14 protein-coding genes are annotated in these 14,965 nt (G+C 59.2%); 10 read left to right on the top strand and 4 right to left on the bottom strand.

What is annotated here, in order from left to right:
• The 5 genes from ACIQ36_RS11395 to ACIQ36_RS11375 all read left to right on the top strand — a co-directional run.
• Positions 1–631 (top strand): DeoR/GlpR family DNA-binding transcription regulator (locus ACIQ36_RS11395; RefSeq protein ID WP_395829280.1); only part of this gene is annotated, 631 nt, incomplete at its 5' end.
• Between the two features lie 18 nt (positions 632–649).
• Positions 650–1,390 carry a metallophosphoesterase family protein gene (locus ACIQ36_RS11390; RefSeq protein ID WP_395829278.1) on the top strand — a complete coding sequence of 247 codons (741 nt, stop codon included), beginning with the start codon at positions 650–652 and terminating at the stop codon, positions 1,388–1,390.
• 2 nt (positions 1,391–1,392) lie between these two features.
• On the top strand, positions 1,393–2,802 hold the full coding sequence (locus ACIQ36_RS11385) for a serine/threonine protein kinase (RefSeq protein ID WP_395829276.1): 1,410 nt from the start codon (positions 1,393–1,395) through the stop codon (positions 2,800–2,802).
• A gap of 120 nt (positions 2,803–2,922) precedes the next feature.
• The gene (locus tag ACIQ36_RS11380) at positions 2,923–3,315 is read left to right on the top strand and encodes a hypothetical protein (protein WP_395829274.1); all 393 of its coding nucleotides are present in this window, start codon (positions 2,923–2,925) and stop codon (positions 3,313–3,315) included.
• A 36-nt stretch (positions 3,316–3,351) separates the two neighbouring features.
• Complete coding sequence (locus tag ACIQ36_RS11375; RefSeq protein WP_395829272.1) at positions 3,352–3,843, top strand: copper chaperone PCu(A)C; 492 nt, start codon at positions 3,352–3,354, stop codon at positions 3,841–3,843.
• Positions 3,844–3,923: 80 nt separating this feature from the next.
• Here ACIQ36_RS11375 and ACIQ36_RS11370 read toward each other — a convergent pair whose 3' ends face one another.
• Positions 3,924–4,529, bottom strand: a complete 606-nt coding sequence (locus ACIQ36_RS11370; RefSeq protein WP_395829270.1) for a polysaccharide biosynthesis/export family protein — start codon at positions 4,527–4,529, stop codon at positions 3,924–3,926.
• A gap of 172 nt (positions 4,530–4,701) precedes the next feature.
• Between ACIQ36_RS11370 and ACIQ36_RS11365 the strand changes: the two genes are divergently transcribed.
• The 4 genes from ACIQ36_RS11365 (at position 4,702) to ACIQ36_RS11350 (ending at position 9,922) form a co-directional block, all read left to right on the top strand.
• Positions 4,702–5,502 carry a metallophosphoesterase family protein gene (locus tag ACIQ36_RS11365; RefSeq protein ID WP_395829268.1) on the top strand — a complete coding sequence of 267 codons (801 nt, stop codon included), beginning with the start codon at positions 4,702–4,704 and terminating at the stop codon, positions 5,500–5,502.
• Positions 5,503–5,679: 177 nt separating this feature from the next.
• On the top strand, positions 5,680–6,957 hold the full coding sequence (locus ACIQ36_RS11360; RefSeq protein ID WP_395829266.1) for an outer membrane beta-barrel protein: 1,278 nt from the start codon (positions 5,680–5,682) through the stop codon (positions 6,955–6,957).
• A gap of 102 nt (positions 6,958–7,059) precedes the next feature.
• The gene (locus ACIQ36_RS11355; protein WP_395829265.1) at positions 7,060–9,246 is read left to right on the top strand and encodes a polysaccharide biosynthesis tyrosine autokinase; all 2,187 of its coding nucleotides are present in this window, start codon (positions 7,060–7,062) and stop codon (positions 9,244–9,246) included.
• Positions 9,224–9,922, top strand: a complete 699-nt coding sequence (locus ACIQ36_RS11350; RefSeq protein WP_395829263.1) for a hypothetical protein — start codon at positions 9,224–9,226, stop codon at positions 9,920–9,922. The genes ACIQ36_RS11355 and ACIQ36_RS11350 overlap by 23 nt, the downstream gene beginning before the upstream one ends.
• Here the strand turns inward: ACIQ36_RS11350 and ACIQ36_RS11345 are convergent.
• The 3 genes from ACIQ36_RS11345 to ACIQ36_RS11335 all read right to left on the bottom strand — a co-directional run bounded on the left by ACIQ36_RS11345 (position 9,864) and on the right by ACIQ36_RS11335 (position 13,855).
• Positions 9,864–11,309, bottom strand: a complete 1,446-nt coding sequence (locus tag ACIQ36_RS11345; RefSeq protein ID WP_395829261.1) for an O-antigen ligase family protein — start codon at positions 11,307–11,309, stop codon at positions 9,864–9,866. The two genes, ACIQ36_RS11350 and ACIQ36_RS11345, sit on opposite strands and share 59 nt — an antisense overlap.
• A 122-nt stretch (positions 11,310–11,431) precedes the next feature.
• Entirely contained in the window at positions 11,432–12,625 is a 1,194-nt protein-coding gene (locus ACIQ36_RS11340; RefSeq protein ID WP_395829259.1) for a nucleotidyltransferase family protein, read from the bottom strand.
• A gap of 18 nt (positions 12,626–12,643) precedes the next feature.
• Positions 12,644–13,855: a glycosyltransferase family 4 protein gene (locus ACIQ36_RS11335; protein ID WP_395829257.1), complete on the bottom strand. Its 1,212-nt coding sequence runs from the start codon at positions 13,853–13,855 to the stop codon at positions 12,644–12,646.
• Positions 13,856–14,030: 175 nt separating this feature from the next.
• Between ACIQ36_RS11335 and ACIQ36_RS11330 the strand changes: the two genes are divergently transcribed.
• The coding region (locus ACIQ36_RS11330) for a hypothetical protein (protein ID WP_395829255.1) at positions 14,031–14,965 on the top strand (935 nt) is incomplete at its 3' end.

The following is a 14,965-nucleotide window of genomic DNA, read 5'->3' as shown; positions in this document are numbered from 1 at the left end:
CAAGCGGGTTCACGGTGGTGTGCAGGCGCTCGATCCTGCCGCTCCCCACTCCCTTGCCAGAAAAGGCTTCGAGGCTAGCCGCACGCTGAATCACGAGCGAAAATGCGCTATTGCCCAAGCGGCAGTCGATCTTTGTGAGGACGGGGAATCGATCATAATTAGCGCAGGCTCCACCACTTATCAGATGGTCGAGCCCCTGGCCCCCCGGCGCCTGCATATCCTCACCAACTCCTTCCCCATCGCCAGCGCTTTGCTTGGGGCGAATACGGCGAGCCGCATCGTGCTGCCGGGCGGGGAAATTTACCCGGAGCAGGGCATTGTGTTGTCGCCATTCGAAGACGATGCAATCCAGCATTACACCGCCTCCAAAATCTTCATGAGTTGCTTTTCGCTGACGCCGATGGGGGTTATCGCGGGCGATCCGCTGATTGCGCGCGCCCAAGCCAAGCTGCTGAAGCGCGCCCAGGATTTGATTCTGCTGGTCGATGGCTCCAAATTCGAAACGCGCGGCTCCATCAGCGTCTGCCCGCTCGCGCGGGTGAAACTGGTGATCACCGACGCTAGCGCGCCCGCCGCGGCGCTCAATAGTCTGCGCGCCGCAGGGGTGGACGTGCGGATCGTAGCGCTTTAGTCCGGGAAGGAAACTGCGGTGCTCATCGCGCTGATGACCGATCTTCACAGCAACCGAGAGGCGTTTAGCGCCTGCCTTGCCCATGCGCGGGCACGGGGGGCGGAGCGTTTCGTGTTTTTAGGCGATTATGTGGGCTATGGGGCCGATCCCGCGTGGGTGGTGGCAACCGTCGCCGATCTCGTGGCGCAAGGCGCGGTAGCCGTGCGCGGCAATCATGATGCGGCGGCGCTGGGCGCGCCCGAGCGGATGAATGAGGCGGCGGCGGCGGCGATTGCTTGGACGCAAACGCACCTCCCTGAAACGGCCAAGGCTTTTCTCGCCAAACTGCCGTTGACGGTTGAGGAGGATGACCGGCTTTATGTTCACGCGGACGCCTCGGCCCCGGAAAAATGGCGCTATGTGACCGATGCGCTCGCCGCTCGTACCAGTCTGGAGGCGTGCGCGGCGCGGTTAATCTTCTCCGGGCATGTGCATGTTCCGGCGCTCTATGGCGTGTCGAGCATCGGCAAGATGACCCATTTCACGCCGGTGGCGGGGCAGCCGGTGCCGTTGTTGCCGCCCCGGCGCTGGCTCGTCTTGATCGGCTCGGTCGGTCAGCCGCGCGACGATAATCCGGCGGCGGCCTATGCGCTGTACGACACGCGCACGGCAAGCCTCGCAACCCAGCGCGTTCCCTATGACATTGCGGCAGCGGCCGCCAAAATCCGCGCGGCGGGGCTGCCCACCTTACTCGCAGATCGGCTTTTTCGAGGGCATTGATCATGGTTTTGACGCTCGAACCCGGCCGGACTATCGACGGCTATACGCTCGAAAACCAACTCCATCGGGGCGGCATGGCCGTTCTTTGGGCCGTGCGGCCCGAGCCGGGGACGCCGCCGATGATTCTGAAACTCCCCATTCTGGCGGAAGGGGAGGACCCGGCGGCGATCGTCAGTTTCGAGATGGAGCAGATGATCTTGCCGCGTCTCAGTGGCCCGCACGTGCCGAAATTCTTTGCGCGCGGCGAGGTGGGCGGTTTGCCGTATCTGATCATGGAGCGCATCGACGGCCCCTCCTTACTCAGCCGCCTGCCCGATCTGCCCCTGCCGGTGGCCGAGGTGGCAGATATTGGCGCGCGAATCGCCCAGGCGCTGCACGCGCTGCACCGGCAGAATGTTATTCATCTGGATGTGAAGCCGTCGAACCTGATGGTCCGCCCGAGTGGCGAGATTGCGTTGATCGATTTTGGTCTCTCGTCCCATCGGCATTTACCCGATCTGATGGCGGAGGAATTTCGCCTACCCTATGGCACCGCCCCCTATATGGCGCCGGAGCAGGTGCTAGGGCAGCGGCGCGAGCCGCGATCCGACCTGTTTGCCTTGGGGGCCTTGCTCTATTTCTTCCTGACCAATGTGCGCCCATTTGGCGACCCACAAAGCCTGAAAGGCTTGAAGAAGCGGCTCTGGCGCGATCCCGTGCCGCCGCGCCACTTGCGGCCCAACTGCCCGCCGTGGCTTCAGGAGATCATTCTGCGCTGCCTTGCGGTCGATCCCACCGAACGGCACGCAACGGCAGCGCAACTGGCGCTCGATTTGCGCACGCCCGAGCAAATGCCGCTCACGGGGCGCGCTCACCGACTGGCGCAAGATGGGGTAATGACGGTTTGGCGGCGGCGGATGAAGGCGGACACAATTCTGACGGTCACGCGCGACCATAGCCAGGAGGCACCGATTATTCTGGCGGCGGTCGATCCTGCGACCCAATCGGATGCGGTGGCCGACGCAATGCGGGCGACCGTGCGCCAGGTGTTGCAATCCATGCCGCGCGCGCGCCTCGCCTGCCTCAATGTGCTGAAGCTCAATCGCATCGCGTTAGACTCGACCCTGGATGACGCGGGCGACAATAAGCATTTGCAGCGGTTGCTCGAATTGCGCCACTGGGCTCACCCGCTCATGCTCAGCGAAGATCAGGTGACATTCCATGTGCTCGAAGCCATCTCGCCCGCCGGGGCGATTCTGGGGTTTGCGCGGGCCAATCACATCGATCATATCGTGATGAGCGCGCGGGCACGCTCTACCCTGCGCCGGGTGTTGGGCAGCGTTTCGGCGGAAGTGGCGGCTGAGGCCCCCTGTACGGTCACGGTCGTTCGGCCCGGCCACGACGGGGAGGAGCATGAGGATGCAGCCTCCTAAGCCCTTCGATTGTTGAACCGGCGCTGGGGTGAGTCTGGGAATAAAGGGGGCGATAGGCGGCGCTTGACCGATTGGGGGGAAGCGCTTTTTATGCTGCCACTTGAGGGATTGTAGAGTTCGATGCGCTTTTCCATAAAACCGCTGCTGATGCTGATGCTGGGAAGTCTCGTGCTTCTGGGGCAGGGCCGGGCGTCGGTGCCATCGGCGTCCCTCCCCCAAGCGTCGGCAGAGGCCCTTGCGGAGCGCATGCTCAGCCAGTGGCTTGGCGGGCCGGTTGCCCTGTGTACGTCAAGCGGACAACCAATGCCCGGTCGGGTGCCCCACGACCCGGCATGCGGGCTGTGCTGTCTTGTCACCGATGCGCGTGGGCCTGCGCTTCCGCCCACCACGATTGGATTTTTGCCGCCGGTACGCTCGATTGGCCTCCGCTGGCGCAGGCCGTCGCCACCGACAAGGGCTTTACCCGCGCGCTTCGAGCCGCAGCAACCCCGTGCCCCTCCCGAAGGCGTTTAGCACCCGTCTGAACCCAAAAAATTCGTGAGGATTAAAATGTCATACGCTCTCTTACGCGCTTGCCGCGCCGTCACCCTCGCGGGTCTCGTGCTCGCGGCCACGGCCAGCACCGCCCATGATTTTAAGGCAGGATCGATTGAGATCAGCCATCCTTTTGCGCGGGCAACAACCTCGGCGATGCCGAATGGCGCGGCCTATATGGTGCTCACCAATAGGGGTACGACCGCCGACCGGCTGCTCTCAGCCACGACCCCGGTTGCCGCCGAGGTGATGTTGCATATGAACGTGAAATCGGGCGACGTGATCGAAATGCGGCACGTTGCAGCACTCGATCTTCCGGTCGGGCAAAAAGCCGAACTGAGCCCGGCGGGGGCGTTCCATCTGATGTTGATGGGCCTGAAGCAGCCGCTGAAGCTCGGCACCGTCTTTCCGCTGACGCTGGTGTTCGAAAAAGCGGGCGCGACGCAAGTAACGGTAACGGTCGAACGAGCAGGTTCCATGGGGCCCGCCGCTGGCCAGCATCACTGAGTCTTTTCCGATGTTGGCGGATCGGGTTTACGCCCTGATCCGCCAGCACTGTTGTGCGCGCGGCCTAAATCGGCCCGAGCTTAAAAGTTCCGCTCTAGAACGCGGATGATATCGCCCGGCAAAATGGGCGTGCGCTCATTGGCGCGATATTCTTGCTGCTTACCGCCAACGTTGCGCACCAGGATTACCTCGCCCTGGCGGCCCCGATAATCATAGCCTCCCGCCCGTGCGATGGCGGAGAGCACGGTCATGCCCATCGCATAGGGGAATTCGCCGGGGCCGCGCACTTCACCCATCACGTAGAATGGATTGAAGGTGAGCACTTCCACGGCAACGCGCGGATCGAGCAGATAGCCGTCGCGCTTCATCCGCTCCTCAAGGCGCTGCCCGAAGCCGCTTGCGGTAACGCCCGCCGCCGGAACCGAACCGATGAGCGGCAAGGTGATCGACCCGCCCGGATCGAGTTGGAAGTCGCCGGAGAGATTAAGCTGATTGAAAACCGTCACGCGAATGCGGTTGCCGGGCTCCAGCAGGTAGCTTTCCGCCGGATTGGCGATGGTGGCGGGGGCTTCGCCGCCGGGCAGGGAAACCCCGCCCCCGCAGGCGGCCAGCAAGGTCAAGCCTAGGGCGGCCGTGAGGGCCTTCAAGCGGCGATGGAACTGCATCGGTGTCCGAGTGGGGGTCATACCTTGTCACCTTTTTCTGCTCGCAGCATCATTTCGATACCCTGAGGGATGAAGACCGGGTATCTCCGTTGGGGTACCCTTCGCGGTGCCCCGATGCTAGAAGTTTTTTCGTTCCCGTGCTTCTAAGCATATGGCGACCAGAGAGTTTTGAAAAGGGGAGGGGCGTCAAGCGATGGTCTTGGGTCTCGGTTTTATGGCCCGTATCGGCCGCCGCTTCGGTGTGATTGCGCCCGAGGCCGGGCCTCTTTCCGAGGAAGGGGGAGCGCTGATTTATGCCATCGGCGATATTCACGGGTGCGCGCGGGAACTGGATGCCCTGCATAGGCTAATTGCCGCCGATGCTGCGCAGCGTCGGCAGGGGCAGCCGGTAATGCTCGTCTACGTTGGCGACTATGTGGATCGGGGGCCGGATAGCGCGGGGGTTATCGAACGCCTGCTCGGCCCGGCCCCTGTCAGCGGGGCGGAGCGCATCTACCTGCGCGGCAATCACGAGGAGGCTATGCTTGCTTTCCTCAAGGATGCTGAGGGAGGCGCCGAATGGTTGGACTACGGCGGACTCGAAACCTTGAAGAGCTACGGTGTTAATTCAGGCGGCGGGGCCCTCTGGCGGCAGAAGCTCTCAGAAGGGCTTGCGGCAAATCTGCCCGCATCCCATCGGCAGTTTCTGGAAACCTTGCGCGACCGGTGGAGCTCTGGTGGCTATGGGTTTGTACATGCCGGCATTCGACCGGGCCTCGCGTGGGAGGCTCAGAAAAGCGATGACCTCTTGTGGATCCGGGAGCCGTTTTTGTCGAGTCGCACCCGCTTTGATCGTAAAATCGTGCACGGTCATACGATTACTGAAACGCCGGACGTGCGACCCAACCGGATTGGCATTGATACGGGTGCCTTCCATTCCGGGGTTTTGACGGCGCTGGTGATTGACGGCGGGATGGAGGCCTTTTTGCAAACCAGCCCAGAGAATCTGTCATAAAGTTACAGTTTTTGGCGGGCTTGGGCGTTTCCGGTCTTGTGTTTCTGTCGCGACCGCCGCAAAACATCGGGATGGGGCGATTGAATGATAACCGCTTATGGTGAGAGTGACATTATGGCGCAACTGCTAAAATCGGTTAATTGGCGGCATGCTAGCTTTGGGGGGCTCGCTTTGCTTATGTCCTGCACGGCGCTTGCCCAGTCAGGGCCGCGCCCCGAGACCTCGCCGGGGCAGGATCCCCGACGGGCGGGCGGTGCCAAGATCACCACAGACCCCAATCCGCCGACCAATGCGCGGGAAAACGATGATACGGACCAATTAGCGGATCGCTATCAGCCCAAGGGCATTACCTTGGGAAAATTTTTGCTTCTGCCCAAGATCGAATTCGATCAAACCTACAATGATAATATTTATGCGACGGAAGAAGGTAAAAAGAGTGATTTCATCAGTATCGTTCGGCCTGAAGTAACATTACGACTAAGAGAGCCGAATTATTTTTGGAATACAAACGTTAGTCTCGAAGCAAGTCGCTACTCTAAATATAAAGACGATAACACCGTCCAGGGGCGCGTGGTTACAGATGGCTTGTATGAATTCAATCGCTCCTTCGAGGTGAGTGGCAGCTATATTTTCTCGGCCTTGGCAGAAGAGCGCGGCTCCAACGAAGCCGAACAAGGAAAAGAGCCGACGAAAATCTGGACGAACGATGCCCGAGTTGGCGGTAAGGTACGGCAAGGCCGCTATACCTTCGCGCTCGATGGCGGGGCGACCAAGCTGGCCTATGACAATGTGCCGACGACAATCGGAACCATTGATAACTCCGACCGCGACCGCACCCAGTATTTGTTATCGGGCCGCGCTTCCTATGAGATCTTTCCGGGGTATGCCGCCGTTATCGCGGCCTCGGTCAATCAGCGCGATTATGACCGGGGGTTGGATCGCGCCGGATATGACCGCGACAGCTCCGGCTATCGGGTCGAGGGCGGTATTGGCGTAGATTTGGCAGAAACCATTCGCGGGGATTTCCTGATCGGGTATCTTTCGCAAGACTATAAGGATAAGCGGTTCAAAGATCCGGCGGGGTTGGCCTTCAAAGCCTCGTTTAACTGGACGCCTTCCCGTCTGACTCTCGTTGTGCCGACTTTTGAGCGCTCGGTTCAGGAAACCACGATGTTGAATGTTTCTGGTATGGTGAGGACATCGGCAAGTGTGCTGGTGCGTCACGAGTACGCGCGGAATATTCTGCTGACCGGTTTCGCGGGCGTCTATTACGATGATTTCAAAGGTATTAACCGCGACTCAATTCTTTATGAGATGCGCGGTCGTGTAACCTATGCGTTTAACGAGAATCTCTTTGTGAGCGGTGAGCTTGCTCACCGTACGAAGGACTCGGAACTCGTGAACCGAAGCTTCAATCAGAATTTTATCGGTCTGCGCCTCGGGCTGCAAATGTAGGGTTAAGGGGAAGCTTTCGTGTCAAATTCGGCTCAGCCGTTGCCTCCTGTACCGTCTTCGCCTGTCTCTTTCGTGTTTCAGGGGCGGGATAGTTTTCGGTGGGTGCGGGGCGTGTTATGGCGCGGCAAATATTTGATTTTTGCTATCGTTCTCCTGTTGCTGATTCCGACACTTCTCTATCTTCAGCAGATAACGCCGCTCTATACCGCAACGGCTGAAGTGCTGATTGAGGGCGGCGAAAACGGCGATACACTGCTGGACCGGACAAACCCCTATCGGCCGCGACTCAACGAAGTTGCGATCATGACCGAGTCGGAAGTCCTGACCTCGACGCCCTTGGCGTGGCGGGTGATTGAGAAGCTCGGCCTTGCGAACGACCCGGAATATAATCCCAAGCTGCGGAAACCGTCGGCCTTCGGGATGTTTATGGCCGATCTCATGGCGCTGGAGTGGCTTCCAGAAGAATGGCGCCCGGCGCGGCCCGTGGAGGTAATACCCGAGCTATCGCCCGATGCGCGGGAGCGGATTGAAAAAGCTCGAATTGTTAATCGTTTCCTCGGTCGTGTCGATGTACGCGCCTCACGCCGGTCTTATGTAATTACCGTTGCGGCAACGTCGGAAAGTCGGGAAAAGGCCGCCCGTGTTGCGAATATGATCGTTGAGTTTTATATTCTCGACCGATTGGAGGCTGGGTTCCAAGAAACCCGCCGGGTTACAGGCTGGCTATCCGAACGGCTTGAAGGCCTGCGGCGCGATGTTGCTGTAGCCGAGGCGGCGGCCGAGCAGTATCGGATGATGAATAATCTCCGACGCAATTCCGATCGCAGTGGCACTGTCAACGAACAGCAATTGAGCGAGATCAATTCCCGCTTGGTCATCGCGCGGGCCGATTTGGCGCAGAAGCAGGCGCGGCTCGATCAGGTGCGCGCGTTGATCCGCCAGCGCGGCACCGTCGATACATCGTCTGATGTACTGCAATCGCAACTCATCCAGCGCCTGCGTGAACAGGAAGTAACCCTGCTGCGGGAAATGTCCGACGGGGCCAAAACATTCGGCGAGCGTCACCCGCGTCTCATAGCGTTGCGGGCCGATCTCACGGAACTGCGGGCCAAGATCGCGTTGGAAGTCGAAAAGGTCGGCACCTCCGTCGCGAATGAGGTGGAAGTTGCTGCTGCTGGGACGCGGACGCTGGAGCGGGAGCTTGCGTCTCTGCGCCGTACGAATGATTCGGCGGGCGAGGCGGAAATTCGCCTGCGTGAGTTGGAACGCGATGCGGAAACAAGCCGCGAGCTCTATCAATCCTTCTTGGCTCGCTTCAAACGCGATGCTGAGCAAGATCGGATTCAGCGCGCCAACGCCCGCATTTTGTCGCCGGCCGAAATTCCGGGCGGGCCTTCTGCGCCGCGCAGCATGCTTATTGTCGCGGCGGTGCTGTTGGTCGGGTTTGGGGCCGGGATCGCGCTGGTTTTCCTGCTGGATCATCTCGACAATGCCGTTCGGTCCACCCATGAGGCGGAGGATATTACCGGTCTGCCCGTCTTTGCGTCGGTTCCTGTCGCGCGGCGCCGGGGCGGCACCGCTGAAAGCCAAGTTCTGAAGCGGCCACGTTCGGGCCTCGCCGATGCTTTCCGCACCCTGCGCACGGCGCTAACCCTATCGGGCGCACCGGACGACAAGGTTATTATGGTGACATCCTCGGTCCCGGAAGAAGGGAAAAGCTTTGTCGCCCTTAGCCTTGCGCGCCAGTTCAAGCGCACGGATGAGCGCGTTCTGCTGATTGACGGGGATTTGCACCGGCCTCGGTTGCACAAGGCCGTGAATGTCGATGTTGCACGCGGCATTATGCAACTGCTTAACGGCTCTGCTACGCCGGAAGATGTGATTGTCCGCGATGCGGTCGGGGAGATTGATTTTCTGCCTGCGGGCCGTCTTGGCGGCGAAAAGCAAAAACCGGGTGATCCTGTGATGGATTTGACGCCGGAAGCGCTGGATCGCGTTATGGAAATGCTGCGCGCCCGCTACGACCGAATTATTCTCGACACCCCGCCAGTTCTCGCCGTTGCCGATACCCGCGTGCTGGCGGGGGTTGCTGACCGGGTGATCTATCTCGTCCGCTGGAATTCCACCCCGCGCGAAGCTGTGCGCACCGGCGTGCGGTTGTTGCGCGATGCACGGGCAAAACTAGCCGGGATCGTCCTGTCGCGGGTCGATACTCGGCGTCATGCACGCTACGGCTACAGCGATTACACTCAGTATTACGGGCGTTATGGCGGCTACTACCAAGAATGATGGCGCCGGCCGCTCGGTCCCGGCGCTTCTTGCGCTAACCTTCGGCGGGCTGCTGTGCCTAAGCGGGGCGGCCCGGCTCTGGTCAGTCTGGCAGGCGGAACCCGCGCGCATCGGGCTTGAAACATTGCAGCGGGGGGGAGTCGCCGAGGAAACCCCGGCTCTGTTTCTCGAAATCGCTGACGCGCTGGCAGAATCGGGGCGGATGGCACCGTTTATCGTCCCTTGGGCGACCAGCGACCGGGGCGGCAGTCTCGAAGCTTTGATGCGCCAGCGCGCGGGCGATCCGTCGGCGCTAGCCGTGCTTGAAGCCGCTCTGGGGCAGGCGGCAGGGGACCCCAGCGGCTGGGTGCGGCTCGCGCGCTTGCGCCTGAAGGACGGTAAGCCCGTCGAAGCGGGACAGGCGCTTCGGGTTGCCCTCTTGGCCGGGCAGGTCGTGCCGGGGGCCATGCTGCCGCGTCTTCGCCTGGGTCTGGACCTCTACTCGGTTCTCGACGCCGACACGCAGCAATTGGTGCAGCGCCAAGTAAGGCTGGTTTGGGTGCTATCGCCGCAAGAAATTCCCCAGCTTTTGACCGTGCAGGCGTATGTCCCTGTGATTACCGAGGCCCTGGCGACGGTTATGCCATCGGATGAGCAGCAGTTCCGGCGGGTGAATCGGTTGGATCGGATGCCGTAACCGGGGCAATCAGGTCCCCACTCGGCCAGGATTGCGCGAGCCCAACCCCGGTTAGATAGGCGGCGAGCGCCGAGATTGCCGGGTTTGCTAGGCTGAAATCGAAGAGATTATGGGTTATCAGCAGGCCTGCCGCCGCAATCGCCAGGGCGGGGTGAATTTGGCTGCGCCGCCGCTGAACCAGCCCGATAGTGCAGCGAACGAGGATCAGCAGGAGGGCGGCAAGCCAGAGCAGGGCCGCCGGGATGCCCAACTCCATGGCCTGCTCCAAAGGCATCGAATGGGCATAATCAAACAACACTTCGCGCCCGAGATCGGCCGAGCGATAGGGTTTGAAGCTGGCGAGATAGGCCCCGAAGCCATGGCCCGTCCAAGGGGCATCACCGATGGCATCGCTCGTCAGGCTGAACAGAAACCCGCGCTCGCCTTCCAATTCGTTGCTTTCGGCGATCCGCTCCAAGGTCGCCTCGCCGCTGACGATCACGAGCATCGTCCCCAACGTCAACATGCCCGCCAGCAACAGCGTAGCCCACTTGCGGGCAATGAGCCCGGCCGTGGCCGCGGCGAGAATAAGTAAGATCATGCTGATCGCGGTCGCCATGAAACCGCCGCGCGAGTGGCTGAGCAAAATCGCCGTGCCGAGGAGAATGATCCCGACAACGGCGGTTCCAGCTTCGGTAATCAGAATCGAAACCCGGTCGCGCAAGCCGAGCCGCCGATCTGCCGACGCCTGCCGCCCGCCGCTGGTCGCCCGGTACAGCGCGTGGATGGCGAGCGCAAGGCAGAGGAGCAGCCCCAAGCCCGCATAGGTGGCAAAGGCATTGCGGTTAACGAAGGTGGACGTGAGGTCGCCCAAATAGGCCCATTTCGGAAACCAAAGAATGGCTTCCACCCCGGCAAAAAACAGAATTAACCCGTAAACGGCATAAAGGACCGCCGCGCGCGCGAGCCAGTGGAGGCCCAAATAGGCGCGCTCCCGGTCGCGCCCCAACTGCAAAGCCAGCCAGAAGATGCCGCCATAAGTTAGGCAGCGTTGAATGGCCCCCCAGGTGGCAGCGGGATCGAGCGAGATTGCGGCGGTATGCGGTTTTTGGCCCAGGGCGGCGGCGGCTTCCGCCCAGAGCGGATGGGCAAAGGGCGCCGAGAAAGGCACCATTGCCTGCACGGTGGCCCATACCAGCACACTCCCGCTCAGGATTAGCACGGGGGCTACGGCGCGCAGCGGGACGGCAAGGCGCACATGGTTCCGTAAAACCCCATACCCCCAGGCGCAGAGGAGCAGGCCGACCAAAAGGCTGAGCAGGCTCCACGCCCAGGGCCGATGGCTCCCGAACGGTAGGGGCGCGAGGCAGAGGAGGATTAACAAGGCCTGGAACAGCCGGTCGGACATTTCGATCTCCGTTCAAGGCAGTCTTTGGCTAGTCTATACGCCGGATTACACAAAAATATCCAGGGCCTGCAACAAGATTGCCCAGGCTCTGCGCGTCGCGTCAACCAGGGCCGGTTGCCGGTTCAATCGGAGTTACGATTCCAATATCGGAAAAAAACCCTTCGCATTAGAAGGAAAGGTCGAATAAAAATATGGAGCCACAGCATTTTTTTAGGTAGTTTTACATCCATAAGATCTGCTCTGCTAATAAGTAATTTTTTTATTTCAAAAATAATTGACTCATTGTTTGGGGATAGCATTATGTCAATGCGTGTTTCTGATACTCTTTTTCCGATCCACATCGTGAATTTATTGTATTTTTTTTCATTTCGGATTCGTGCCAGAATTTCCACCTGGGTGTGGATGCGTTTTGCGGATTTATATTGTTTTTTGCTCGTCTTAATTTCTGTGCCTGGGGATGTATTGAAAAACTCGTGCAATATCATGCTCGTGTGAAGGATCGCAGGAACAAAATTATAGTCTTTTGCAAGTAAAATTAGATTTTCCATATCATTTTTATTTTGAAATGGAATGGCTAAATCAACCAGCCAGCGTAAACGCTGCCATCCATGACGCAAACCGTGCAAAGTATGATAAAAAATATGCTGACCCCGAGGAAGGGTTGGTACTTTCTTGCTTTGCATTAAGCTAACAAAAGACCGATTGGACCATAAATAATCAAAAGACCAAGGCAAAAAAGCCTGATTATCAAATAAACGCCAATGGAGTTCTATCATAGTTTTGCCGGAAAAATACGCCTGATCTTTATTCACAAAAGAAAGATTCCCGACAGGAACCGGGTAAAGGGGTTTAAATCCGCTTTCAATAATAATATCATGTGCTTTGGACATCATCATCGGATCGATCAGAAAATCGATATCCGACGACATCCGCACATCAGCACGCCCATAAAGCTGTGCGCTCAGTGCCTGCCCCTTCAAGACTAAAGCGCGGCATCCGGCTTGCTCGAAAAGGTCGAGGAGGCGCAAGGTTGTGGCGGCTTGATGCAGCGCCCGCATGCTTTCCCGCTGTTGGGCGGCATGAAGTTCCGGCCAATTGGGGCCTAAGCCGGATGCCTCAATAGCACCAAAGAGGGCGGGCAGCAGCCGGTGTTCCTGGGCTAGCTCAAGCAGCACGGGCCGATCAAGGGCATCGATCTCATCGGCAGCAAAAGGGATCGTTTTGGCGGGCCAGAGCGCGGCTCGGCGCAGCAAATCGGCTTCGGGTCCGATGGGCAGGAGGGGAATGAGCGGTTTGGGCGACACTATCTTTTTCACCGTTTTACTCCGACCCGATCATGGGTCTTGTAGGGTCCGACCCCGGACCTCTTCCAGGAACGCCATGACCCGACCGCCGATAATGGCGATATCGCCATGCTGGGCGGTAAACGCCAGCCCCGCCGCGCCGCACGCCTGCCGAAGCGGCGCATCCTCCAGCAGCCGCCGCGCCGCTGCCACAAACCCATGAGGATCGTCGGGTTCAACGACACATCCAAGACCATAGTCGCGAATCAACCCTGCGGCGTGGTTTGACTGGGGAATCGCGGCTAAAATCGGCAAGCCTGCCGCCGCATAGCTATAGACCTTCGAGGGAATGGACATGCCGTTGGCGAGAGCATTGAGTTGCACGAGGCCGATGTCGGCGCTGGCCAACATCGCCGGAACCTGCGCGGACGGCTGATAATCCAGTAAGCTCAAATTGGGCAGCGCCGTGACGGCTTTCAGTTTTTCGAGATAATCCCGTCCAGGGCCTTCGCTGACAACAATAAGGCGAACGTCGGGCAGGGTCGCAAGGCCGGTCGCAAGCTGTGCCAACAGGTCCGGGTCGTGTTTTCGCCCCAAAGTACCCGCCGCGAGGATGATTTTGGCCCCGCCAAGCCCTTGCGCTTCAGCCCAAGCTTTCTGGCGTTCTACTGTGTCGGGGGACGAGGCGGCCCAATTCTCCTGAACCAACGTCATCGGGTGCTGAACGCCATGATCCTTCAAGCTTGCAAGGAAGGAAGGGGCGATGACGATCAGCCCCGCCGCCTGCGATAAGGTGCCGAATTCCAACCGGCGCAGGGCGGCCAGGGCAAGCGTGGCGATGGGTTTTGGCAGCTTTTCCATCATTGGCGCGGCCCCAAGGCTGAAGATATCCTGCACCCATCCAACACAGGGAATCGCGCGGCGGCGGGCAGCCCGAAACGCAACCGCCTGGGCGAGAGGCGGCGTATTGGCTGAAACAACCAAATCGGGCTGAAATTCCAGGATCTTACCGACCAAACCCCGACCATAGCGGTATTCATCCAGCAGGCGGCGGGGCAAGGAATAGCGCGTAAAAGGCCGCCCCAGACGGACCGTATCGAAGGTAAGGCCGGGCGGGTCGCCCTTCCGCTGAACGGGGGTTCCCCGGGGGCCAACCAGTTCTTTGGCGCTCAAGTGAAGCACCTGATGCCCCTGATCGGCGAGCCACCGCGCCAGCGGGAGGATGAAAGCGTAACACCCGAAATCGTGGAGCAAGATCCGCATTCCGTCATCCTGGGGCCTCCGGTTGCTGCTTGTCTAGGGACACCCTCCCAAAGGGTTGCGCATGAGACCTATCGGGTGCTTAAAAAAACTAATCGTGATCACATGCCAATGCCCGTAGTATACTGTTCGAACGGCGGCCCGGCAGGCGCATCATCGATTAAAAACAAAAAATGAAGTGATCTGGCAGGAAATGGAAGATGCAAAACACGGCGACGAACGTTTAAAACAACAAAACCGCTCGCGTCATCGTCTGGGTTTTTCTTACGGATTTCGTCATGCCATTGTAATGGCGTCAGATATTTTTGCCTTCCTATTGGCTTTTTTTATGGCCCTACTCGTTGGGGGGCTGGTTAATGGACTTTCTTTTGACGGCGCTTATGCCGAGGGAATCGCCCTAACATTTGAGTGGCGGGCGATACAATTTGCCGTACTCGCAAGCTTCGCCATCTTTATCTTCTTCGTTCTGGGCCACTATAGATTGCCGGTCCCGGTTTGGACTGCCTATTCCCATATCGTCATCATTTGCCTAATCATGCTGCTGGCGGAAGGATTTTTGGTTTATGCGGCCAAATATCACTTATCTCGCTTGTGGCTGGTGAGTACGTGGCTTTTGGCCGCCGGGCTTCTTCCCTTGGGCCGCTTCATCACGCGGCGGATCTTAAACCGATTAGGGTTGTGGCGGATTCCCTCGCTTTTGGTTGGTACGGGGGAGGTGACGGAGCATATTCGCCGGGCTTTGGCCGCCGATCCGACCCTTGGTTATGAGATTATTGACGTTATTGATCCTGCGGTGATGGCGACGCCCCAAAATGGCCAACTTTGGCGGCAGCTCTGTGAAAGGCGGGGTGGGCGCTTTATCATCCTCTCCCTCTCGGACCAGGAGATGATTACTTATGGTGATTTGCTATCGGACTTGGTTTGGGAGCGCCTGCCCTTTGCGGTCGTTCCCTCGTTAGGCGGGTTGCCGATCCTGGGGTTTGATCAGCTCAGTTTTATTGGACAAGATTTCATGATGTTGGTCGCAAAAAATAACCTTGGTCAACCCATCCGCCGCCGAGTGAAGTTTGTTTCTGATATTCTGATGTCTAGCCTCATGATGCTGCTGTTCTT

It is taken from the genome of Elstera sp. (genome assembly GCF_044372965.1).
Classification (GTDB): Bacteria; Pseudomonadota; Alphaproteobacteria; order Elsterales; family Elsteraceae; genus Elstera.
This window is presented reverse-complemented; position numbering and strand designations above follow the sequence as displayed.